The sequence below is a fragment of the Novipirellula aureliae genome (assembly GCF_007860185.1).
GTDB classification, from domain to species: domain Bacteria; phylum Planctomycetota; class Planctomycetia; order Pirellulales; family Pirellulaceae; genus Novipirellula_A; species Novipirellula_A aureliae.
Genome location: NZ_SJPY01000002.1, coordinates 481254 through 505267 on the forward strand (window position 1 = coordinate 481254; position 24014 = coordinate 505267).

Annotated in this window: 16 protein-coding genes; 12 read left to right on the forward strand and 4 right to left on the reverse strand. The window is 53.7% G+C overall.

The genetic code is table 11. The features are described 5' to 3' along the window. Window positions 1-271: 271 nt before the first annotated feature. The 8 genes from Q31b_RS07615 (at window position 272) to Q31b_RS07650 (ending at window position 10391) form a co-directional block, all read left to right on the forward strand. Complete coding sequence (locus tag Q31b_RS07615; protein WP_146599083.1) at window positions 272-1789, forward strand: hypothetical protein; 1518 nt, start codon at window positions 272-274, stop codon at window positions 1787-1789. A 71-nt stretch (window positions 1790-1860) separates the two neighbouring features. Beyond that, a complete protein-coding gene (locus Q31b_RS07620) occupies window positions 1861-2892 on the forward strand; it encodes a hypothetical protein (RefSeq protein WP_231617379.1) in 1032 nt (343 codons plus the stop codon). Window positions 2893-2999: 107 nt separating this feature from the next. Beyond that, window positions 3000-4199, forward strand: coding sequence for a GTPase ObgE (obgE, locus tag Q31b_RS07625; protein WP_146599084.1), 1200 nt, complete (start codon window positions 3000-3002; stop codon window positions 4197-4199). Further along, window positions 4196-5035, forward strand: a complete 840-nt coding sequence (locus tag Q31b_RS07630) for a type III pantothenate kinase (protein ID WP_197171122.1) — start codon at window positions 4196-4198, stop codon at window positions 5033-5035. The genes obgE and Q31b_RS07630 overlap by 4 nt, the downstream gene beginning before the upstream one ends. Before the next feature lie 722 nt (window positions 5036-5757). Further along, complete coding sequence (locus tag Q31b_RS07635; RefSeq protein ID WP_146599086.1) at window positions 5758-6735, forward strand: DUF6655 family protein; 978 nt, start codon at window positions 5758-5760, stop codon at window positions 6733-6735. Between the two features lie 93 nt (window positions 6736-6828). Beyond that, entirely contained in the window at window positions 6829-7692 is an 864-nt protein-coding gene (locus tag Q31b_RS07640) for a class I SAM-dependent methyltransferase (RefSeq protein WP_231617380.1), read from the forward strand. A gap of 47 nt (window positions 7693-7739) precedes the next feature. Next, the gene (locus Q31b_RS07645; protein WP_231617381.1) at window positions 7740-8558 is read left to right on the forward strand and encodes an SDR family oxidoreductase; all 819 of its coding nucleotides are present in this window, start codon (window positions 7740-7742) and stop codon (window positions 8556-8558) included. 744 nt (window positions 8559-9302) lie between these two features. Next, entirely contained in the window at window positions 9303-10391 is a 1089-nt protein-coding gene (locus Q31b_RS07650; RefSeq protein ID WP_231617382.1) for a sugar kinase, read from the forward strand. 275 nt (window positions 10392-10666) lie between these two features. On the opposite strand, the gene Q31b_RS07655 is transcribed toward Q31b_RS07650, so the two are convergent. Continuing rightward, window positions 10667-12079: an anti-sigma factor family protein gene (locus tag Q31b_RS07655; RefSeq protein ID WP_146599088.1), complete on the reverse strand. Its 1413-nt coding sequence runs from the start codon at window positions 12077-12079 to the stop codon at window positions 10667-10669. After that, window positions 12066-12671: an RNA polymerase sigma factor gene (locus tag Q31b_RS07660; protein ID WP_146599412.1), complete on the reverse strand. Its 606-nt coding sequence runs from the start codon at window positions 12669-12671 to the stop codon at window positions 12066-12068. The genes Q31b_RS07655 and Q31b_RS07660 overlap by 14 nt, the downstream gene beginning before the upstream one ends. A gap of 508 nt (window positions 12672-13179) precedes the next feature. On the opposite strand from Q31b_RS07660, the gene Q31b_RS07665 reads away from it, so the two are divergent. Continuing rightward, window positions 13180-15648 carry a TonB-dependent receptor domain-containing protein gene (locus tag Q31b_RS07665; RefSeq protein WP_146599089.1) on the forward strand — a complete coding sequence of 823 codons (2469 nt, stop codon included), beginning with the start codon at window positions 13180-13182 and terminating at the stop codon, window positions 15646-15648. A 159-nt stretch (window positions 15649-15807) separates the two neighbouring features. On the opposite strand, the gene Q31b_RS07670 is transcribed toward Q31b_RS07665, so the two are convergent. Both Q31b_RS07670 and Q31b_RS07675 read right to left on the reverse strand, forming a co-directional pair. Continuing rightward, window positions 15808-17040: a DUF819 family protein gene (locus Q31b_RS07670; RefSeq protein WP_146599090.1), complete on the reverse strand. Its 1233-nt coding sequence runs from the start codon at window positions 17038-17040 to the stop codon at window positions 15808-15810. After that, entirely contained in the window at window positions 17033-18523 is a 1491-nt protein-coding gene (locus Q31b_RS07675) for a bifunctional folylpolyglutamate synthase/dihydrofolate synthase (RefSeq protein WP_146599091.1), read from the reverse strand. The genes Q31b_RS07670 and Q31b_RS07675 overlap by 8 nt, the downstream gene beginning before the upstream one ends. A 359-nt stretch (window positions 18524-18882) precedes the next feature. On the opposite strand from Q31b_RS07675, the gene Q31b_RS07680 reads away from it, so the two are divergent. Genes Q31b_RS07680 through Q31b_RS07690 form a run of 3 tightly spaced genes read left to right on the forward strand, consistent with a single transcriptional unit; the run spans window position 18883 to window position 23707 of the window. Then, complete coding sequence (locus Q31b_RS07680; protein WP_146599092.1) at window positions 18883-19917, forward strand: ABC transporter ATP-binding protein; 1035 nt, start codon at window positions 18883-18885, stop codon at window positions 19915-19917. Further along, window positions 19914-21848 carry an ABC transporter permease gene (locus Q31b_RS07685; RefSeq protein WP_146599093.1) on the forward strand — a complete coding sequence of 645 codons (1935 nt, stop codon included), beginning with the start codon at window positions 19914-19916 and terminating at the stop codon, window positions 21846-21848. Before Q31b_RS07680 ends, Q31b_RS07685 begins: the two co-directional genes overlap by 4 nt. Beyond that, window positions 21845-23707 carry an IRE (iron responsive element) gene (locus tag Q31b_RS07690; protein ID WP_197171125.1) on the forward strand — a complete coding sequence of 621 codons (1863 nt, stop codon included), beginning with the start codon at window positions 21845-21847 and terminating at the stop codon, window positions 23705-23707. The genes Q31b_RS07685 and Q31b_RS07690 overlap by 4 nt, the downstream gene beginning before the upstream one ends. Window positions 23708-24014: the final 307 nt, after the last annotated feature.

Below are 24014 nucleotides of genomic sequence, written 5' to 3' on the forward strand. Positions count from 1 at the left end.
CCCGCTAGCACCCCAAAATCGCTCAAATCGGAACCTGTATCGATTCTGACGATTGAGCCGATTCTGTCTATTCTCCGAGTTTTTCCTTTAATTCCGGCATGGATCTGGTCGATTCACACTACGTAGTCTCCGGCTTTCCGTCTGGGGTTTTGATGGGGCCTCAGGCCAGCAGCCTAGGCCATGTTTTCCCCCAAAAAATTCTCACTCCGTATTCACGTTCAGGTTTGACATGCCCCACGCTGAGCTCGATCCGACCGATTCGAATTTCACTATGAAACCCTCGCAAACCGCTCCCTTGCGTTCGCGCCGCGATCTACTGCTGCTAGGTTCTGCTCTCACCGCTGGCGGGATTTTCTCGGTTGTCGCGCCCCTCGGGCTTAGCTATGCCGACGATCTCCGCCCACAAAGGTTGACGGTCGACGGAACCCGGACGATGTTCCGAATTCGGCTGGAAACCGATGCCACCGGAAACGTGAATCTACCTGACAATCCGCTGGTTTCTAGCAAAAGTACGAAAATGCTGCCGTTAAAAAGTGCAGCGGTTTTTGACTACGAAGAACGCCTGCGGCGTCCGGAGCGAGCCGACACCGATTCGATTGTACCGGCAGCCGAACGGTACTTCCACGAGGCCCAAAGCGAAAGTGAAGTCAACCGGGCGACCATAAAATGTCAGCTTCGCCAAGCCGTGCGCAGCACCATCGTCCGCCGCGAAACGCTGCCCGAGACGACCTATTGCAGCGAGGGATTTTTGTCGCATGAGGAACTCGATTTACTGCGGATGCCCGTTTCGAGTATCGCGATCGAGCAGTTACTGCCAACCGATCCGGTTGTCCAGGGTGACCAATACGTTATCGAATCGGAGTCGCTTGAGTCGCTATTGAATTTGACAGCGGTCGACGCCAGTGAAATGAAGGGTGAAATCGTGTCGCTATCGGCAAAAGAGGCGAAACTACAACTACGCGGTGATCTCGATGGCAGCGTCGACGGGGTGCCAACAAAAATCCGAGTCGTGGGGAAGATGACGTTCGACCGCACCCTGGGTGTAACGACTTGGTTGGCGATGGCGATTCACGAAACTCGCGAGATCAGTAAAGCGGAGCCTGGATTCGATGTCGCAACCACTGTCAAAATGCTCCGCAAACCGATCGATCAACCCAATGCGATGGCGAAGCAACCGGCATTGATTCAGTTCACGTCACCGCCTCCGGTTGAGCAACTCTATGTTGAAATCCGTAGCGATGTCCTGGGATTTGAAGCATTGATGGATCGTCGTTGGCGGATGATGAGTGATCGGCCTGGTCACGTGATGATGCGGAAAATCGATCATGACCGCAGTATCGCGCAGTGCGATTTCCGGCAATTATCCGCGTTACCCGCAGGCCGACAATGGACGATCGATTCGTTACAACAAGACGTCCGAAAAACGCTCGGCGAGCAATGGCGTGAATTTGTCTCAAGCAACCAGCGGGTCAGCGATACAGGGTTAAACGTCATGACCTTGGTCGCCCGTGGGGCTGTTCAGGAGGTCCCGATTCACTGGGTCATTCAACATTACCAAGACGATTCCGGCCGCCGACTCTTGGCGACCTTCACAATGGACGGCGACTCGGTAAACACATTTAGCGGTTCAGACGACCAATTGGCGAGCACGCTGACTATGTTAGAGAGGACGTCCACAGCAGGCCGAACGGAAGAACTCGCCAAAAAAGAGACGCTTGGTGATCGGACATCCGATGAATTGGGGCGAATTAGCAAGAAACCGATTCAATCGGCCAGTGACACGAAATAGCGACAAGTCGATACAATAGAAGGCAAACGAGAATTCGTTTACCAATAACCGCCTTACTTGATAGGTTTACGATGTTTTTTAGCCGTACTCATTACTCTGCATGCTTGCCGCTGTTGATCGCAGTTGTGGTTAGCGGGTTTTCCTCGTCGGGTCCACTATGGGGGCAAGAAGCAGAGGCACCGAAGACGGAAGCACCGAGCGAGTCGAAGGCTGACCCATCGCGAACCGAGCAGACGGAGTTTGCAGCGGGGGTCGTGACCGTGATCCCGCCGGCACCCGATCCGAAAGAGACCTTCGATGGCCCCTTAACGCTACAAACGATGCTCGATCGACATCCCGAGATCCTAACTCACTCAGACGACATTCCCCACTACGATCCTCGCAGCCGATTATTGTCCGAGATGGCCCAGCAGGTCTTTTTGCGGCGAGAAATCTATTGTTTCGAATTCGCTTTCAAACCGCTTCGCCAGATCTATATTGACATTCCTAGGGCAGATGGACGGCTGCAGCGGAAGCTGATTTGGTACATGGTTTACCGCGTCCGCTATCGGGGTGGCGACTTACGGCCTGCACCCGACGAAATAGGTGGCAAAGAGGTGTACGAACGGATCGAAGCGGTTTCGTACGATTCGCGACGAATCTTTCCGCTATTGAAGCTCACCAACCGCATTACGGGAAAGGAATACGTCGACCAAATTCTGCCAACGGCGAGAGAAAAGATTGCCATTCGTGAACAAATCACCGCCCCCCTTTACAATACCGTCGATATCTCGCGAGTTCCTGTGCCGTTGTCGAGTGACCCAGCAGCACCGGGCGTTTGGGGTGTCGCGACTTGGCAGGACGTTGATCCCGACTTGGACTTTTTGTCTGTCAACGTGTTCGGGCTGACCAATGCGTTTGAACAAGACGGGGAGGGACCCGAGGCTCCCTATCGCAAGAAGGCACTCCAGCTCAACTTTTACAGACCTGGCGATAGGGTGCAGCAAACCGAGGATAAAATTCGTTTCGGGGTACCTGCCTACGAGGACAAGCGAGAACAGAAGTACGTCCTGGAGCAATATGGTCTTGATAAGCGACTCGACTACCGTTGGATCTTTCGCTAAGCTGTGGAGAGGCTAAGTGGCTGGGGCTCCCGGCCCCAGTGTTTTGCCTTGCACGCTGGGGTTGGAAGCCCCAGCCACGGAAATTATCTCCTCACCACAATATCTCTATGTTTGTCGATCGCGTTCGTGTGGAATTTCAAGCCGGTAAAGGTGGCGATGGCTGCATGAGTTTTCGTCGCGAAAAGTTTGTCCCACGAGGTGGGCCAGACGGTGGCGATGGTGGCGACGGCGGCAGTTTGATCTTACAAGCCCAAGATGGCGTCAATAGCCTCGCTCAATTCGCCACTCGCCGTTTCTTTCGAGCCCCCAAAGGAACCGCTGGACAGGGCTCGATGCGGTACGGGCGCAACGGGCAGGACCAGATCTTGTTGGTGCCTACCGGAACGACTGTGATTGATGCCGAAAACGGCTTTGTCATCAAAGACTTAACCGTCGAGGGCGAGCAGTTCGTCGCGGCTCGCGGAGGCAAGGGGGGGCGAGGCAACGCGTCGTTCAAATCGTCAACCAACCGCGCTCCGCGTGAAAAGACAATGGGTGCGTTGGGCGAAATTCGCGATGTCATTTTAGAACTCAAATCGATCGCAGATGTCGGGCTGGTGGGACTACCCAATGCGGGCAAAAGCACGCTATTGAGCCAATTGTCGGCGGCACGCCCCGAGATCGCTGACTATCCTTTTACAACCAAGCATCCCAACCTTGGCATCGTCGAGGTTGGTTTAGAACGCTCGTTTGTCTTGGCCGATATCCCTGGGTTGATCGAAGGCGCGAGCGAAGGCGTCGGACTCGGACATGAGTTTTTACGACATATCGAACGGGCCGGGCTGCTGGTTCATCTTGTCGAACCCGCCCCCGTCGACGCGACCGATCCCGTTGCCAATTACCACTCCATCCGCAGTGAATTGACTCAATACGATACTTCACTCGGGGAGCGAGAAGAGATTATCGTCGTCACGAAATGCGAAATGCCAGGCGCGGAAGAAATTTGCCAAACTTTGGCGGAGCAAACCGGCAAAGAAGTGTTCATGATTAGCGCCATGACTCGCGAAGGCTTGGAACCGCTCGTGCAAGAAATCATGAACCGCGTCGAGCAAAGGCGAGCCCAAAACTCGGAAATCAAGCCTGCCCCGGCAACGATCACCCCCTCGAATCGAGACAACATCGCAAAGCCAGACGAGACCGCGAAACCGCCCAAGCGTTTACCGCCACATCGAACGGGAGCGACCGCTGAATTGTCGAGCGGCCACCAAGCGAAAGACTTTGATGATGACGCTTTCTACCAACAAAATGTATCGGAGCCCGATTCGTGAACGAGCGGTCGGGACTCGTTTGCATCGACATCGGAAATTCCGCCGCGAAAGTTCTGATCCGGACCGATTCAAACCAAATCGCTGCAGAAGTCCAGCCCAATGCGAAGCCTTGGCCAAGAAACGCTTTTCCGATTTCAAAGCAAAACTGGGCCGAATCCGTTCTGGATTGGGTGTCGAGCGTCTGCGCAGAGGTCTCTTCAAAGCCGCCTACCGGACCCTCCACAGGACCGCGCGATGAATGGCAGTGGCGAATTGCCAGTGTTCAACGCCAAGCGGCTCAGCAGCTAAAAGCGGTTATTGAGCGATCTTTTCGGAAGCGGTCGATTCGTTTGATTAGCTGTCGCGACGTACCAATGGTTCTAAACGTTGATTATCCTGAGCGAGTTGGAATCGACCGATTGTTGTCGGCATACGCAGCCCTGCAGCGTCATCCAAAGCCGGTCATTGTGGTCGATGCAGGGTCCGCCGTCACGGTCGATTATATCGATGAAAAAGATTGCTATTGTGGCGGTGCCATCTTTCCAGGGCTTCAGCTACAAACCAATGCCCTAACGCTCGGCACCGATGCGTTGCCACCGGTAGACTGGAGCGTCGTTCACTCAGGTCGTATCCCGGCAAAAGAGACGAGTGAAGCCATTGCTTTGGGTGTTTTCACGGGAGTCACTGCCGCGATTGATCGGTTGATCGATCGGTATCAGCAGACAAACCGATCAGGCCGAAGGATCAAAATCGTGCTCTGTGGTGGCGATGCCGATTCCATCTCAAAGTGGATAGAGCATGAGCACTTCGTCGTCCCCGATCTCGTCCTAGAAGGGATTGCGGATCTTACCGTCTAGCGTTTCGTTACGACGAAGTTCGTGGCGGTGGCTTCTAGCCGCAGCTTACTAGCCCGGATGATTCATGGGCTTGCAAATTGTTTTGCAAACGTCTACGCCTTCAAGCGTTTACGTTCATTGCTCGAAAAACAGTCTGCGTATTAGCCGTTTTGGCGTTAGCGGGCTGTCGATTTAATCGTTTAACGCTTAGCCGAAGGCGTCAGCTTTTCCATAAGCGGTCGCCTATGGCTTGGCGTTAAACGATAAGTCGAGTCAAACCGATTAAATCGACAGCCCGTTAGCGGCCTGCTGATTTAATCGTTTAACGCTTAGCCGAAGGCGTCAGCTTTTCCATAAGCGGTCGCCTACGGCTTGGCGTTAAACGATAAGTCGAGTCAAACCGATTAAATCGACAGCCCGTTAGCGGCCTGCTGATTTAATCGTTTAACGCTTAGCCGAAGGCGTCAGCTTTTCCATAAGCGGTCGCCTACGGCTTGTCGTTAAACAATAAGTCGAGTCAAACCGATTAAATCGACAGCCCACTAGCCGTTTTCGGCAACTCCAAAAGTCTGTATGGGAGAGTTCCAAGCCACTCGATGTCATTTCGGGTATGACTTGGCTCCACGCGGTTGGATATCTTCAAATTGACGAATCGCCCCTCAGAATCGCTATGGCCTGAACGGCTTCCGCCATGCTATATGGGTTCTTGAATGCTGTTTCAACCAACTTCGATCTCATTCATCATGTCCCGCCTGCAAAGCCATCTCTCCATTCGTCGAATTTTGCTCAACATTGTCTGGGTGATTGGGGGCGTTCTATTGAGTGGCTGTGGAACAACCCGTGAGCGAGATGCGACCGAGCAGTTAGTCTTGAGCAATGCGGTTGATCGCAGCATTTCAGCCATCGACTTTCGGCCGATGACAGGTCGTAAAGTGTACTTGGACACCAGCTATTTGAAAGAAGTCAAAGGATCGAGCTTTGTAAATGCCGCATACATTACCAGCGCCCTTCGTCAACAAATTGCGGGTGCGGGTTGTTTGCTACAAGACAGTAGCGAACAGGCTGATTTGATCATTGAGCCACGCGTCGGGACACTTGGATCGGATGACCACCGGGTCACGTTTGGAATCCCAGAAAACAATTCGCTTTCATCCGCGGCATCGCTATTGCCGAACGCACCTTCGATTCCTTCGATTCCAGAAATTGCCGTCGCACGCCGTGATGCTCGCGAAGCCGCTGCGAAGATCGCAGCATTTGCGTACGATCGTGAAACCCGTAAAGCGGTTTGGCAATCGGGCGTGCGTCAATCCATCGCTAGCGCGAAAGACACTTATGTTCTGGGTGTTGGCCCCTTTCAAGCGGGAACCATTCGTGAAGGAACCAAATTGGCTGGCAGCCAAATCGTGCACTTTGGTGATACGGATCCGAAACAATCTCCAAATGACTCTTTCCGAAGGCCTCCGGTTGACTATACTGCCGAAGTTCGGTTCCAAGATGGCTGGCCCATCTATGACAAAAAGTCGGTCGCAGACCAATTGCTCGACGAAGCACCCGAACAAAAGGCACTGGGGCAAGAAGCCCCTACTGCAATCGCGTCGCTGCCCGAGCACGCGTCAACCCGATCAACGGATGCCGACGTGCCTGCCGACTCCCCAAAAGCGGATACGCAAAAGCGGATCCCCAAAAGCGACAATGCTTCGTCAAACCGAAAAATGAGGTAGTGGATCTTATCGAGTTCCCAACGCACGAGATCTTGGGCCATCAATCGGCTCGACTACCCATGTCCCTCCATTTACGAACTTGATGAACCGCTCGTGTATCAACTGATTGACTTTGGTGACGGATTAAAACTCGAATCCTTGTCGGGGCACACAATCGTGCGTCCTTCGCCTGCCGCGGAGCTTTCTCGTCGTGCCTTAAGAGATCGGTGGTCAACTTACCGATCGATCTATGAATTGCCCCGTAAGGCGTGGACCCACAATCGACCTTGGCCGGCCGATTTGATGATTGACTGCGGGAATTTTCGCATGCCCGTACACCCGACGCCCTTTGGCCATATTGGCGTCTTTCCTGAACAGTTCGAGAATTGGAAGTGGCTACAGCAAAGAAGGCCAACGCCGCCGGTCGGAAACGCTCGACCGCTTGCCCTAAACTTGTTTGCTTACACGGGTGCAAGCACAATCGCATTGGCGCTTGCTGGCTATGACGTGGTCCATGTTGATGCCGCCAAGCCGAATGTGGCCGCAGCCAAGCAATCGGTCGATGCGAATGGACTGGCCGGTGTCAGCATTCGCTACATGGTCGATGACGCGGCGAAATTTACGGCTCGCGAAGTCCGCCGCGAGCGGAAATATGGAACCATTGTGCTCGACCCGCCTGCCTACGGGCATACCCCCAAAGGGAAAACGTGGAGGATCGAAAGAGACCTTTGGCCACTATTGGAAAATTGTCTTCGGCTTGTCGATCCAGCGGGCTTTCGCTTGTTGGTAACCGGTCATTCACCGCAAGTCGTTGCCGGGGACGTGATCAAATATTTTCAGCAAGCATCGCTTACCAAACGGTTTTCGGTCGCGTTCGATTCCGGCCGATCGGTATTAAAGGATTTGTCCGGTCGCTCCCTCGATGCTGGCTTCTTCGTTCGGGTGGAGGCCCCAGGGTCGATTCAAGCACAAGCATAAGCATAAGCACCTTTCCAGCAATTTATGGACGGGGTAAACTACGTCCCATGATGAATAAACAACTTTTTGAACTGAACGATGATGTCGCGGTTGTCATTGGTGGAACCGGCGAACTAGGTGGGATGATGGCAGAGGCTTTGGGCACGTTTGGGGCCAAAGTAGCCGTCGTGGGCCGAAATGCGGAGCGTGGCGAAGCACGGGCAATGCGGATCACGGACGCGGGTGGCGAGGCAAAGTTTTTCGCGGCCGATGGCCTCGATTCTGACTCCTTGGCCGTGATGCGTGATGCGGTAAAAGCATGGGCTGGATCGCCAACCACAATCCTGGTCAATGCGGCGGGCGGTAATCGCCCTGAGGCGACCATTCCGCCTGGAGGAGATTTTTGCAAGTTGCCTGTTGATGCGTGGCGAGACGTTTTTGATCTGAATCTCGTTGGCGGGGCACTTTTGCCGTGCCAAGTGTTTGCACCCGATATGATCGACGCAGGTGTCGGCAGTATTATCAACATCGCTTCGATGTCAGGAATGATCCCACTGTCACGAGTCGTCGCTTATTCCGCTGCCAAGGCGGCCGTGATTAACTTGACACTTTGGCTCTCACGTGAATGGGCGACGACCGGTGTCCGGGTCAACGCCATCAGCCCCGGTTTTTTCCCAGCGGAACAGAACCGAAAACTTCTATTGAATGATGATGGCAGTTATACCGAGCGAGGGGGACAAATTATCGGGCATACGCCGATGGCCCGTTTTGGGAAAGCAGAGGAATTAGCGGGTGCCGTTGTCTGGTTAGCCAATCGCAATGCATCTTCGTTTGTAACAGGCCAAAATATAGCAATCGATGGCGGATTCGCGTCCGTTACGATTTAACCCGTAGCAGCGTATCGCCGAGACGCTAACTCGTAGCAGCGTATCGCCGAGACGCTAAACCGTAGCAGCGTATCTCCGAGACGCTAAACCGTAGCAGCGTATCGCCGAGACGCTAAACCGTAGCAGCGTCTCGCCGAGACGCTAAACCGTAGCAGCGTATCGCCGAGACGCTAAACCGTAGCAGCGTCTCGCCGAGACGCTAACTCGTAGCAGCGTATCGCCGAGACGCTAAACCGTAGCAGCGTATCGCCGAGACGCTAAACCATAGCAGCGTCTCGCCGAGACGCTAAACCATAGCAGCGTATCGCCGAGACGCCAAACCGTAGCAGCGTCTCGCCGAGACGCTAAACCGTAGCAGCGTATCGCCGAGACGCTAACTCGTAGCAGCGTATCGCCGAGACGCCAAACCGTAGCAGCGTCTCGCCGAGACGCTAAACCGTAGCAGCGTCTCGCCGAGACGCTAAACCGTAGCAGCGTATCGCCGAGACGCCAAACCGTAGCAGCGTAGCAGCGTATCTCCGAGACGCTAAACCGTAGCAGCGTATCGCCGAGACGCCAAACCGTAGCAGCGTATCTCCGAGACGCTAAACCGTAGCAGCGTATCGCCGAGACGCTAACTCGTAGCAGCGTATCGCCGAGACGCTAACTCGTAGCAGCGTATCGCCGAGACGCTGTTTTCCGAGTCTCGGAGAGACTCGGCTACTATGAACATCATCTAACCAACACAGACAAGGAACTTTACTGATGGCAGCCATTTCGATTCCCGCGGCGAACGCCGATCTCGATTTTCTTTCTCTCGGGGCACTCGTTCACCGGCTCGATCCAGGTGTAACTCCATTTCGTACCGCAACCTCTTTCGACATTCACGTTTCGGGTGGTGAGTACAATTGTGCGGCCAACTTGGCATCCTGCTTCGGGTTGAAAACGGGCATTGCATCCGCGATGGTTAACAACGGAATCGGCGAATTGATAAGTCGTCAAGTTCGTGCGATGGGCGTCAAACCGTTCTACAAACAATTCAAACATGATGGTGTTCGCGGCCCAAATATGGCAACCGTTTATAGTGATCGCGGCCAAGGCGTTCGTCCTCCGGTCGTATTCTATAACCGAGCCAACGAGGCTGGCGCGATGTTAAAGCCGGGCGACTTTGATTGGAAAGAAATTTTTGCTGGAGGATGCCGGTGGTTTCATAGCGGTGGTATTTTTGCCGCTTTGTCGGAAACCACTGCGGAAGTGGTGATCGAAGGACTCAAAGCGGCTGGTGAAGCGGGTGCGATTCGATCCTTCGATTTGAACTATCGTGCCAAGCTATGGGATTCGATCGGTGGACTCGAGCAAGGTCAGAAAATGATCGCTGAAATCGCCAAACATGTTGACCTGCTTGTCGGCAATGAAGAGGATTTGCAAATGGGACTTGGGGTCAAGGGGCCAGATGTTGAGAAGAAGGACACTAGCAAACTCGATCCACAAAACTTCTTCAAAATGATCGATGAAGCGGTTGAAAAGTTCCCGAACATCAAAGCGGTTGCGACCACATTGCGAGAAGTCCACAGCACCAATCGTCACTCGTGGTCCGCCGTCCTTTGGCACGACGGCCAACAATACGTTGCACCGACCGCTGAATTGGATGTGATCGATCGCATCGGCGGCGGTGATGGATTTGCATCGGGTTTGATTTACGGATTGCTCGATGGACGATCCTCCGAGGAAAGCCTGAAGCTCGGTTGGGCACATGGTGCGTTACTGACCACGTTCCCTGGCGATGTGTCGCGTGCCACGCTGAGTGAAGTCGAGGCATTCGCTAAAGGCGGCAGTGCGAGGGTTCAGCGTTAGCGAGGGTTCAGCGTTAGCCTGGCTCATTCACAGAGTGTTTCTCCGAGGATTCACAGAAACGCTTTGGCTCTAAGCCTCTTTCGCTCCAACGCGTTACTCAAATGACGACCAATCACATACACAATCCGGGTTAGGCAAATAGGAGTCTGCGAAGCAGTTCGTGTGCTGTCGGGTCAGGGACCAGGCGAAGGACGGCTTCAAGCAGACTCTAGCCTCGTTTTTTTCCTAGCCCCGGATAAATTGGATGCAGCGTTTGGGTGTCAAACGCCCGAAGATTAGGGCGTCAAGTGGTCGAGCATTTCAGCCGGTGGTAACAGATCAAGGACCTCGCGTTGCTCGGGGTCATCGATTTGTTCGTAGCGATCGAGCAGAGACCGATGATCCTTTTCGCGAGACGGAAAGTTCCGAATCACGGTCTCTTCGGCCCAAATGCGTAAGGTTTCGGTGACCATCACTGGGTTGCGTGGAACCCCCGCAATGGTATCGAGCATTTGTTGATCTTCTTCACTCAAGACGTACTCGATCATCGCCAATTCATCGCGGGTCAATGGTTCTAAACGGTCACGTGAGTTGCGTAAGAATCCAAGTCGCGGTGGACGTGGTTCTGAGTTTGAGCCACCTCGCGAATCGTTCGCCCCAAGACGATTGCCAAAAACGATTGCTGCAATGGTAATCCGATCAACCTGGTCAGGATCGACAGATCGCCTCATTCGAGATCGGAATCGAGATAGCTCGGGTTGATCGAGAGCGATTCGCTGGTTCAAAATCAGATTCAATGCGAACTGAATCTGTTCGACGGTTTCGTCCGACAAAACTTTTCCGGACTGCTTGGATGCTTGGATTTGCGTTTCTTCGATGGCCCGCCTGAGAGCTTCGCGTCGCTCGTCCATTTTATCCGACTTAATACCATCGCGAAGATTGCTAGGTAGTGATTCATGCCAAATGGTGTAAGCTTGCATCGTTTCGAGTAGACGCTGAGGGTCGGGCGCTTTTGAGACCGCATCAGCCGTCTTACGAATCTGTTCCTGCTGGGTCTCGTCGAGTCGTGTAAAGCGTTTCCAGCGAGCATCCAAAGCCGCGCGATCGGCAAGCGGCAACTCTCGAAGAGTCGCTTCTCGTTCAGCGATCGGTTTGTCGGCAACCAACGGCGTCGGCAATGTCAAACTTCCGACCTCCTTCAGCGTCGCAATCATGTTCGTCCACGAATCATTGAGCGACAGATCTCGCATCAGTTGCAGGTCTCGACCGTCATAATACGCATCGAGGTTCTCTGCCAAGCCTAAATCGATAAGTTCTCGGTTGTAGCGAGAGTGCTGAATCGAAAAGATAGCTGCGGCGGTGATGATCATCGCACAAAAAGTAATGGACGCAGTGCCAATCGCCCAGCGGTTTCGTCCCATGGCCGATGTGGGTTTCGGTTTCGTCTTCACCAAATCGGCGACCACCAACTCCATCGTCGACTCGACCAATTGTTCGCTTGGGTTTGACGGCGAAAAATTATCGAGCAGATCCCACCCTTGCTGTAACGCCTGCAACCGTAGACGCAACGCTTCATCGTTCAAAAGCCGTTGCTCGAGCGCATCGCGATCGGGAATGGAAAGTTCGCCATCGACATAGGCGACAAGTAACTCATCATCGGGGTCGATGGGGGAATCGTCCGACAACAAACGCTCGCTATCGCTCATCATCGTGAACCTCCCTTGGAATCATGCCCGTTTCGATGTAGGGCTGCAAAATTTCTTTTAGATTGACACGTGCACGACTTAATAGCGACTTGACCGCTTTGGGGGTCAAATCCATCGTTTCAGCGATCTCCGCATAACTTAGGTTTTCGAATCGTGACAACATCAGCGCCATTCGTTGTCGATCACTTAATGACGAGACAGCGACTCGCACAATCTCGGCTCGTTCGTCTCCTTCGACCAGCCGCGTTGGCATCAGGCCGCTTGCTTCGAGGGCAGTGGACGCCAGCATTTGCGCATCGCTCGCCGCATTCTCCGTTCGCGGTGCGTCGACCTCACTGACCTCGCGGCGGCGTGAAACGGAGCGTTTTGCATTCCGAGCGACATTGCCGGCAATCGTAAACAACCACGTCGAAAATTTTGCGCCCGGTTCATAACGTTTCCTCGATCGATAGACCCGCAGAAAGGTTTCCTGAGCTAAATCTTCGGCCAAATCATGCCGCGGGCCTAATGCATGCATCAATCGCACCAACCGAGCCTCGTAGCGGCGGACCAATTCTTCAAACGCCCCCGCGTCATCCTCTTTGACGCGCAACATCAAACGGACATCCGGATCGGATTGTTGGTAGCGGACCGAGGTGGAATCGCTGACAGCCAAGCGTGTCTACTCAAAAGGAGGATTGATCGGATAACGGATTTTCAGACGCTTGGTTTCAATTTTGTTTCAATTTTGCGGTTTGGGTAGTGGGACTCGCAAGAGTTTCGGGCGAAAATCTTGGCGACTCTCGCTACGCTCTGCCGCGAAAGTCAAATTGAAACAAAGCGACTATTCTATCAGTTTAATGCAGGATAGCCGAATTCACACGCCCTGTCGTGCTGCAATTCAATTTCTGCAGAACAAAATACGCATCCCCCGCATTTTCCGTGCAATCCAAAAAATCCGTCTGATTCACCTAATTGGATTGAACGGACACCAAAGGATTTGCCGATTCAGGCCGTACGGGGGGGTGCCATTCCTCCTTTGATTCGCTTCGAAAGGGCCCGATTGGGCGGGCGTAGCGATGCGAAACGAATGGAATCGGGTTGTGGTCAGGAGGACCATCGGTATGTCACTGCGACTTTATTTTCGGGTGTTCGTTTTCATCGGTGTCCTCGTGTCTTCGTTATCCCAAACGGACCGTTCCTCCCAATCCATAGCGGATGAGCCTGAGTATTATCTGCTCAAAAAGGCCCAGTACTATTTCGGCGATGGGGCTGAAGAAATTCGCTTGGTGCAGGCGGAGTCGACGCCAGCGGAGATTACTCAGCCTGCCGACTTTGGAGTCGATCAGAGTCAATTCACGGGACTAGGAAATACGGCCAATGAACTCGGGGGACGCTTGGATCTCTCCGAACTTCTCGAACCTGAATTGCCAAGTTCGGCTGGCACCAGCCTCAATTCACCTGCCGAAGTGGCAAACTTCGAAGAGCTTACCGGCCAGGTTCAAACGGCTGCTGCTACGACTGCGCCGCTTGATATCGTTCCCGCGAGCACCTTCAATCTGGTAACGCTTCCCGATGTTGCCCAAACGCTCATTGATGTCGCGACGACACAGACGGTCAAGGCTCGTCGCCGCAGTCCGATCGGCTTTGACCCTCGCGTCCGAGGATACTATGAGGGCCAGATTCAAACAACACTTGACGGTGGTTTTCAAACCCCCGTTCGTGGCGACCTCGATGCGGCACTTGCCAAGTTTGATAGTGGTTTGATCGGTAGCACGGAGGTCATCAGCGGCCCCTACGGGTTGCGGTACGGTAGCGGATTTTCGTTCATCAATGTCACCTCGCTTCCAACGCCCCGCTACGAAGGTGGCAAGGAAAAACATCTCCGGCTCGGATCCCATGTGCGAGCAAATGGTGGCCAAACCTTTAACACCGCTACGTTTCTTGGTGGCAGTCGCCGATCGGGCTATTACGCAAACGTTAGCTATCGAAAAGGGAGCGACTACGATGCGGGTAACGGATTGGATATCCCTAGTAGCTACGGTGCGTTGAGCGTCCTTTCCGGCTACGGCTTTGACATTGATGACGAGACCCACTCGGAAACAAAGTTTTCTTTTCTAAACCAAGGAGAAACCGAATACGCAGCCCAGTTTTTTGATGTCGATGATTTGAAGCATTACGGTATCACGCAAAATCTAATCCATCGAAACGAATGCACGGGTCTCGGGTACCGGATGACCGCTTGGTTATCCAACACGGAGTTCGACGGTGACACGACGATGGACTCAAAACGAAAGAACAACTTTCCCGTCTTGCAAAGGGTCGACGACGCGCTGCGAACGGCCTCCTTGTCAGAAGACCCAAATCGCGCGATCCCGTCATCCGCCGAGTTCCTTGGCCAGGTCGATGGCGACCTAACCACCGCTGGCATCCGTGCGGGCGTGACCCGCGAAATAAATGAAGAATCATCGATCGGTGCGGGCATGGATTTCCGCTATGTGCAACAGAGAATCCGAGAACGCTATGACCTATCACAGTTCCAAATAGATGATCCAATTTTTGGAACCGGATTGCCTACCGCCGAGGTATTCGACCCTGGCGTCTACACCGAATTAGCCGAAGGTCTCACCGAGGATTGGCGAATCGCGATGGGAGCCCGCTTGGCCTTTGCATCCACGCAAGCCGATGCAGCGGAATTGGGGGAAAATTCCAATTTCAAAGATGTCAATGGAAACGTGAATCGCGATTTAGATGTATCGGATATCCTAGGCTCATTCTACCTCATGAATGACATCGACTTGGCGAAGCATTGGCGTACAAAGTTCGGTTTCGGCTATGCGGAACGATTGCCGAATCTAACCGATCGCTACAGTGACGGATTGTTTCTAGCGATTATCCAGAGTGGCTTTAGTCGAGTGAACGGCAACCCTGAATTGTCAAAAGAACGCAACTGGCAAGTCGATGCTCGCTTGGATGCCGACTACGAAAATGTTCGCGGACACATCAGTGTTTTTCATAGTTGGATCTTGGACTACGTTACTTACGCAGCCAACCCGATCAACGACCCGCTCGGTGCTCGGCTATTGACCGCCCTCAACACCGACTACGCTACGATGATGGGTTTCGAAATGTATGGTGAAGCGGATCTCTTGGAAGGAGTGCAAACCTTTGCAGGTTTGTCGTACCTAGAAGGCCGCGACCAAGTGATTCACCAGCCGTTGTCGGGCATCACGCCGCTCGAAGGCCGCATCGGAATTCGGCTTTCGGACGTCAGCGGCGATGCTGCGTGGGGTTTGGAATGGGGGTTACGCATGGCCGCACGTCAAGACCGACTCGGGACCCTGCGTTCGGTGCAAGACGGCTTGCCACCGGTCACGCTCGAGACGGAAACCCCTGGATTCGGCGTTTCCTACCTTCGTGGATATCTCCGCCCAAGCGATCGGGTCAGCATCACGGGCGGTATCGATAATCTGTTTGACAAGAACTACTACGAGCATTTGAACCTGCGTTTGCCTGCCGATGATACTTACGGTCCAACGGTTGTCTTATCACCCGGTTTCACTCCTTACGTCGGCGTTGAAGTTGAGTATTGATCGCTGGGGACTCCAGTCAAATCGCGTGCCCATTATCGCGTGCCCATTGAAGCGGCACGACCTCGCGAAAACGGCATGATCTCGCGAAACGGAGAGAGAAAGAGGGGAGCAATAGGCGGAAATCCTTCGCTTGATCCGCACGAGCAAGTTTACCGCTTCTTACATCGAGGCCGCTTGCATCATCAACGCGCAAACATAGGCCATATAGGTACCGAGCGCATAACCCACCACCGCTAACAATACCCCAACCGGTGCGAGGGACGGATGGAACGCAGCTGCGACCACGGGCGCACTCGCGGCACCACCGATATTCGCTTTACTGCCTACCGCCAAAAAGAAGTAAGGTGCCCGAATCCACCAAGCGACAAGAAACAGCAACAAGACATGAATCAGCATCCACACGCCGCCCACCACAAAGTACTCGGGCGTTTCGAAAATTGCAGACACGTCCATCTTCAGCCCGATCGTAGCCACCAGAATGTAAATGAATACCGAACCGACGCGGGATGCACCGGCCCCTTCGAATTGTCGAGCCCGGGTGAACGACAAGATGACCCCGCCGCTCGTCGCTAAAATGATGAGCCAGAAAAACGATGAGTCCAAGCTAAACCGGTCCAGTTTGGGTGCGTTTTCATGAATCCATGGCGCGATCCAATCCGCTGCGAAATGACTCGCGGCCGTCACCCCAAACGCAAAACCGAGTATTGTAAAAAGATCGGTCGTCGTGGGGACTCGGGTGGTTTCACGAGAAAACGTTTCCATTTTGTTCGTCAAGTGCTCGATCGCCGACGCATCCGCTTTCAGCAAGCGGTCGATCGCTTTCGACTTGCCGACTCCCAAAAGCAGAAACGCCATCCAAACTTCGGCAACGATCACATCGACCGTGACCATGACACTGAACAACTCATCGGAAGGATTAAAAATCTCCTTCATTGCCGCCTGGTTCGCTCCACCACCAATCCAACTTCCGGCGACCGTCGAAAGCCCGCGCCAAACGGCAGACGAATCGCTGCCGCCAACCCACTCGGGTGCAAACGTTCCGACAATTAGAACTGCCAAGGGACCACCGAGAACGACGCCGACGGTTCCCGTCAAGAACATGATGACCGCCTTGTTTCCCAGCTTTATGATTTCGCGAAGATCAATGCTCAAGGTCAATAGGACGAGCGAAGCAGGCAATAGATACCGCGTCGCGACGAAGTACAGATTAGATGTCTCCGGATCGACCAACCCCGACAACGATAGCAGTGATGGCACGAAGTAACAAAGCAGCAACATTGGAAAGAGGGAGTAAAACCTTCTGAAAAACCAATGGTCACAGCTGCTGGTCCAAAAGATCAGTCCCAGGATGACCATCAATAGTCCAAACACAACGGCATCATTATCAATCATCGAATACACTTTGTTTTGGCGTCCCCGCTCCCATTTTTGCTAACATCCAGGGGCGAGTTTCGGCGGCTAGGAAGAACGAACCGCACACGACCAATACGCCGCCATCGACCGTCAAGGACAAGGCTTTGTCGCACGCAGCGGTAGGCTCGTCAATCACGATCGTTTTAATGCGAATGGTCTGCGGTAGCAACGCAAAGAGTTCATGGGGGTCACGGTAGCGAGGGTTACCTTGATAGCGTGTCAGAACCAGAGCATCGGCGATCGGTGAGAGTAGCCCCAGCATCACCTCCGCCTTCTTGTCGCGACTGGCACCGAAAACGATCGTGAGCGGCTGGCTCGCAAAACGACTCTTCGAGGCAGCGACCAACGCGGCAATCGAATCTTCGTTGTGAGCAGCATCGACGATCCCCGTTATCGATCGCGGCAAATCAAAGCGTTCGATCCGGGCCGCAGAGGTCACGTCGGCAAGGCCCCGGCGAATCGCTTCCTCCGATACCATCAATGGCGGTGAATCGACCCGGTCGATCGCTGCGATCGCCGCGGCGGCGTTCCCCGGTTGATGGGCTCCCTCGAGAGCCAACCGGGCGCGAAGATCGATGCGATTTGGCTGGCGTTGGAACCCGGCTTTGAACTTAAAAACAACTTCACTTCCCCAATCATTCTCCATCGTTGCTTCGACATCGAAGTCACGACCAAGCTGATAGAGGGTCGAGCGATCGACGGCCGCCTTTTGAGCAATCACTTCGGCGGCGGCTGGCCGCAGGACTGCCGAAACAACGGGAATCCCACCTTTGATAATGCCCGCCTTCTCCGCCGCAATCTCCTCGAGGGTATCGCCTAGCACGTTTTGATGGTCCAGGCCAATGCTCGTGATGACCGCTACGGAGGATGCAAACACATTCGTACTGTCGAGCCGACCGCCAAGACCAACTTCAAGCACGATTGCCTGGCACGCTCGCTTATCAAAATAGAGCATCCCGAGTGCCGTGGTTAACTCAAAAAACGTCGGCTGCAATCCCTCTTGTTTGTCCATCGACGCAACGACAGGGCGAATTTCGTCGACAAGTTCGACAAACGTCGATTTGGGACAGGGGACCGAATCGATGCGAAACCGTTCTTCAAGTTCATTCAAATGGGGCGAAGTATACAGACCTGTTCGATAACCTGCTGCCGTCAAAATCGACGCGGCGATCGCAGCGGTCGACCCTTTACCCTTTGTGCCTGCGATATGGATCAGTGGCTTCGGCGGACAGCTGCGAATGCTCTGCGTCCGGTCGAACAAGTAGTGCCCCAACCCGATCCGCTCAACAAGTTCGGCCATACGTCCGAGCCGAAATGGATACTTCGAACTGGTCGCTGCAGCCCCTTCGTAATTGATTCGATCGTAAAGGAAAGAAATCGATTGCTGGTACGCGGCATCCCTGCCGGCGTCTGCCGAGGCATTTGCATCGTTGTGAAGCGGGTCTCTCTTGAATTGAGTCACAGGCAGTCGCTGCGGAGAAGTAGCGTGGAGGTGTTTTAGGTGGCCTAGGCTTCCAGCCTGGGGGGGCGGTTCCCGGGCTTCCAGCCTGGGAGGCGGTTCCCGGGCTTCCCGCCTGGGGGGGCAGGTCCCGGGCCTGGTAAACCTAGGCGATGTTTTTGCGGCGATGCCGTTGTAAGGTTGTAAGCTTTTTGTAGGCGGATTTGCAATCCGTTGAGAACACGTAGGCCAGGCTGGAAGCCTAGGCCACACTCGGCCCCCAAAATAAGTTTCGAACCCTTTGCTCGAAGCGGGCGTAGACGTTGAAGAAATCGTTTTCTTCCTTGATTTATTCCACTTTTCGATAACGGAAGCGTTTGCTCGTGGATACCGATGCACCTGTAGCAGCCTCAACTGAGGGAAAAGCCCAAGATCCCATTCCCGCAACGGACTCGGCCGGAACGACCGATGCGGGCGTGGTAATTGAAACACGCAATCTGAGCAAGATATTTCGCGATTTTTGGGGCCGAAAGAAAGTCAGTGCCCTTAAATCCCTCGATATCGAGGTTCGCCGAGGCGAAATTTTCGGGCTACTCGGGCCCAACGGCTCTGGCAAATCAACGACCATCAAACTGATTCTCGGTTTGCTGTTCCCCTCTAGTGGACGGGTGCTGGTGTTCGACAAGGATGCTTCAGAAACCAGCAAAAACGAACGAATTGGTTATCTGCCTGAAGAATCCTACCTCTACAAGTTCCTGACCGCCGAGGAAACACTCGATTTTTACGGTCGTTTGTTCAACATGTCGGGCAAGGACCGCAAACGCCGAGTCGACGAGTTGATCAAGTTGGTCGGGCTGCAAGGTGCCAAACATCGCCAACTTCGGGAGTACAGCAAGGGGATGACTCGCCGAGTCGGGTTGGCGCAAGCTTTGATTAACGACCCCGACCTGATCCTGCTCGACGAGCCGACCACAGGACTCGACCCGATTGGGACTCGCGAGATGAAGGATTTGATCTTGGCCCTTCGCGACCAAGGAAAGACAGTCTTGCTTTGCAGCCACCAATTGGCGGACGTCCAGGACGTTTGCGATCGGGTTGCAATTCTGCACCAGGGAGAATTGAAGGAGCTCGGGCGGGTTTCGGACCTTTTGAAAGTTCAAGATGTCACCGAAGTTCACGCTCGCGGGTTGTCCGACGTGGCCAAGACCGAAATCGCCGATTTGATCCGTAAACATGGTGGCACCGTCGAATCGATCGATAATCCAACCGCGACGATGGAGGATTTGTTCCTCAACATCGTGCGTGAAAGCGAGGCCCGTCCAGGAGCACGGCGAGTGTCCGCGGACGGAGCCAAGAGTGGCAGCCAAGCGAGTGGCAGCCAAGCGGACAGCGATTCATCGGAGGACGCTGGTTCATGACGCTTCAACCAGAAGATTTTTGGTCATTCTATGAATGGCTGTTCCGCCCCAATGCGTTCTTGGAAAGTGCGTTATTACAGGGCATCGTTTTGTTCGCCTTGGCAATCGTGCTCGGCTTGATGGTCGGCTACGTGATTTCGGCAGCCCGCTATGGGCCGAGCGAGGGCTTTTATGCCGTCGCCCGCGTCGTTCGTGATTTAATCCGCTTTGATCTTCCCGGCACCTCCCCACGCCGCGTTTTCGCTTTGGCACGTTTGGCCTTCAAGGAAGCGATCCGCCGCAAAGTGTTGTTCGTCGTCGGCTTGTTCGTCGTCGGCTTGTTATTGGCCGGATGGTACTTGAATCCTGAAAGCGATGATCCAGCACGGCTTTACATCAGCTTCGTTTTGACGGCGACCAATTATTTGATTTTGGCTCTCGCCTTGTTCATCAGTGCGTTCTCGTTGCCAGCGGACATCAAGAGCAAAACGATTTACACGATCGTGACCAAGCCTGTTCGTGCAACCGAAATCGTACTTGGTCGAATGCTTGGGTTTGTCGCTGTTGGAACGATGATGCTAATCCCGATGGGATTTGCCAGCTACTTGTTCGTGACGCGTGGTATTCGACACAACCACTTGGAAGTGACGGAAGTTCAAGAGTTGAGTAACGGTCGACTTGAGGGTGAAACCGACTATGTCGCTGGCCATAGACACACCTTTTCGATCGACCCTGATTCAAACGGTCGCGGCTTAACCGACATGGTTCGCGGACACCGTCATTATGTCATTCGCGACGAGGAAGGCGATTTCGAGATCGGTCCCGTTGCCGATGCATTGAAAGCCAGAATCCCTTCCTACGGCGATATTCAATTCTACGATCGCCAAGGGAATCCGCAGGATGCGGGAATCGACGTCGGGAATGAGAAGATTGCCGAAGGTTACGGCAATGCGGGTATTTCACGTTTAGTCGGTGTGGCAAAAGGTCCGCGACGCATCGAGCACGGGTACGTCGAAGGTGGCACACTTGGAATGGCCGAGTTCACGTTTCACAATGTCGACGCGAACCAGTATCCCATTCGAATACCGCTCGACATGTCGATCCGTGCTTACCGTTCTTACAAAGGTGATATCGAAACGGGGATTCGCGGCTCGATTACCTTAAAGCACCCAACCAAACCAATTCGCAGCGTTCCGATTACCTTCTATGTTGACGAGTACACCGTTGACGAGCAAACCATCCCCCTTCGAATTGAACCCGATGTCAGCGATGCGGCGTCGGAAGAATTGCTAGCCGGTTTAGTCGATGACGAAGACGACACGGTAAACGTGTTCGACGCATTTGTCGACGAACAGGGCGATATGATCGTGCAAATCCGATGCTTGGACAGCAGTCAATATCTGGGCGTTACCAAGAGCGGCGTGTACTTGCGAGCAGGCGAAAACAGTTTTGCTTGGAACCTCACGAAAGCCTATATTTCGATTTGGCTGCAAATGACGATGGTGATCGCGTTTGGCGTCATGTTTAGCACGTTCTTGAGCGGTCCTGTTGCGATGGTCGCCACGTTTGTCTGTGTCCTGCTGGGGTTTTCTGCCGAGCAAGTCTACGACACGCGGTACTACATCGATGCCGGGATTGAACGCGGCGGTGGGCCGATCGAATCGATGATCCGGATTTTGAAGCAAGACGCGATGACGACTCAGTTTGACGTCGACGAGGTTGCTGGCAAAGTAATCAAAACGGTCGACGCAGGAATCGTTTATTCGCTCGACGCGATTGCAACCGCTCTACCGAACCTGCCAAAAATGGTCGGCACGGCTGAGTACGCAGCAAGCGGTTTTGATATTTTCGGAGCCTTACTCGGGCGGCATGCGGCCGCCACCCTGGGCTACTGTATTTTGGCATTCCTTGTCAGTTATTTTTTCCTGAAATCGCGTGAGATCGCTGCATGAGAACTACAGCACTTCGTCGAAAACTTATTTACTTGGTCGCCATGTTGGCGATGCTCGTTCCGCTTTTCTTGCTCGGACAGCCAAGCGGCGGCTCAGGTGATTCGGGCGGCCAACTAACCGAGATGCGTAACCGTTTCAATATCGCCGAAAGCGATCTGGGCGAAATCAGCCCAGCGAGCGAGACGATGAAATTGGCGTCACTCGGAATGCGTGGCGTTGCCGCAACCTTGTTGTGGAACAAAGCTCATCACTACAAGGTCGCCCACGAATGGGATCGCTACAAGGCAACCCTAAACAATATCTCGCTACTGCAACCGCACTTTGATAAAGTCTGGGAGCACCAAGCGCATAATTTGGCCTACAACGTTTCGACCGAATTCGATGACTATCGTCAACGCTATGAAATGGTGCGTGAAGGTACCGAATTCCTGAGCAAAGGTGTTCGCCAAAATCGCAATGCACCCCGTTTGGTCTGGTACACCGGATGGTTCTACGGCTCAAAAATGGGTATGTCGGACGAGAAGGTTCAATTCCGTAAACTCTTTTCTGATGACGAAGTGTTGCATGGGAAATTGCTCGAGGAAGGGATCGCCGTCGACAGCCCCGAGGCACGCGGGCCATACTTCAAACCCGATAATTGGCTGGTGGGACGATTGTGGCTACGACATGGTTACGATATTGTCGACTCCGGCGTTAAAATTCGCCGGCAAACGCCGCTCAACTTTTACGAAACCGGACCCAAATGGCGAATCAAACATTCCGAGGCGATTGAGGACGAAGGAGTTCTTGACGAACGGGCGCAGAATGCGTGGCAGATGGCAGCACAGGATTGGCAAGAATTTGGCCAGCGAAGTGTCCCGACAACCGCTGCGTTTACAATCAAACTGGGGCAACTCGACGAACTGGTCCGGCTGAAGGCGCTGCGACTCGAAGAATTCCGCAAATTGACGGGTGAAGAGTTGCCAGGAATTGAAAATCAATGGCAGCCCAACCTGATGCCCTATGCTAAAAAAGCGGCTCCCGAAGACCGCATGAGAGCGATGGAGTTGGCAGATGAGATCGAGGATATCGAAGAACGCCGAGTGAAAACAGACGGCTATCGAAAACAGATCAACTACCCCTACTGGGATACGCTTACACAAGCCGAACAGGAAGAACGGACCGTCGAAGCAAGACGCCTGATCTACGAAGCCGAAAAGGCGAACGAAGAGGCTGAACTCGATAAGGCGATCGACCTTTACGAACAAGCATTTGCCGTTTGGGCAGAAATTTTCGACGATTACCCGATCCTTACCGTCGATGATTCAGCCGAAGATTTATTGCGATCGATTCGCCGCTATTCCGTCGCAATCGATAGCGAAGAGATGGCTGACGATTTCCCACTCGCTGCGTTCGTCGAAATGATGGGCACCTACGAGCAAGTCAGTTCAGAAGTTTACGAAGAAGTCCGCAAAACGCAGAAAGAACGGGCCGAAAAACGTAAACAAGAACTGGCTCAGCTTGAACTCGAACGCGAACGCCAAGCTGCCGAGGAGATGGAACGAGAGCGTGAAGCGATGCAGAAAATGAAGGAGAAGTCGGAAGCAAAGAAGGCAGAGCAGGCTGCCAAGGCGGAAACGAACGCCGATGACCTCCAAGCGGGCGAGTCGATGGATAATGATGCCGATGCCGACGCCGATGTCGATGCCGACGAGGCGACCTCGGATGAGGCGACCGCGGATGAGGCGATCAAGGATGACTCCGATCCAGACGAACCCGTGGCCGAAGAGAACTCGGAAAACAAGGATGATCAACCAGTCGTCGAAGAAGTCACTGACGACGCAGAAGCGGATTCCGATGGTGATGCGTCCGACGAATAGGGCGTCCACCTTGCGTGATCTTCGTGGTGGCACGGTGGCTTAAAGTCTCTACCGCCCCTACCGGGGAAGCTCTGCTCTCCAACCCCGTTGGCGTATCGATTTTAGCTCCGATTATTCATGAGCCGTTTTGGCCCTGGCCATGGCTCCGTGATGGGTTGTGCAAACCATGGCTAACGGCAAACCGGCTCACCCGTTGAGTGTTTCTCCAAGGATTCACACAAACGCTTGGGCTCTAACAAGTTACTCAGAATGACGACGAATCACATGCATCATCCTACTTAGCCCATCCAAGCGTCACATCGATACC

Bases quoted from the DNA above. Each gene is read 5' to 3' on its own strand.
- Q31b_RS07615 (WP_146599083.1), top strand. From the start codon at position 272: ATGAAACCCTCGCAAACCGCTCCCTTGCGTTCGCGCCGCGATCTACTG.
- Q31b_RS07620 (WP_231617379.1), top strand. From the start codon at position 1,861: ATGTTTTTTAGCCGTACTCATTACTCTGCATGCTTGCCGCTGTTGATC.
- obgE (WP_146599084.1), top strand. From the start codon at position 3,000: ATGTTTGTCGATCGCGTTCGTGTGGAATTTCAAGCCGGTAAAGGTGGC.
- Q31b_RS07635 (WP_146599086.1), top strand. From the start codon at position 5,758: ATGTCCCGCCTGCAAAGCCATCTCTCCATTCGTCGAATTTTGCTCAAC.
- Q31b_RS07645 (WP_231617381.1), top strand. From the start codon at position 7,740: ATGATGAATAAACAACTTTTTGAACTGAACGATGATGTCGCGGTTGTC.
- Q31b_RS07650 (WP_231617382.1), top strand. From the start codon at position 9,303: ATGGCAGCCATTTCGATTCCCGCGGCGAACGCCGATCTCGATTTTCTT.
- Q31b_RS07655 (WP_146599088.1), bottom strand. From the start codon at position 12,079: ATGATGAGCGATAGCGAGCGTTTGTTGTCGGACGATTCCCCCATCGAC.
- Q31b_RS07660 (WP_146599412.1), bottom strand. From the start codon at position 12,671: ATGTTGCGCGTCAAAGAGGATGACGCGGGGGCGTTTGAAGAATTGGTC.
- Q31b_RS07665 (WP_146599089.1), top strand. From the start codon at position 13,180: ATGTCACTGCGACTTTATTTTCGGGTGTTCGTTTTCATCGGTGTCCTC.
- Q31b_RS07670 (WP_146599090.1), bottom strand. From the start codon at position 17,040: ATGATTGATAATGATGCCGTTGTGTTTGGACTATTGATGGTCATCCTG.
- Q31b_RS07685 (WP_146599093.1), top strand. From the start codon at position 19,914: ATGACGCTTCAACCAGAAGATTTTTGGTCATTCTATGAATGGCTGTTC.
- Q31b_RS07690 (WP_197171125.1), top strand. From the start codon at position 21,845: ATGAGAACTACAGCACTTCGTCGAAAACTTATTTACTTGGTCGCCATG.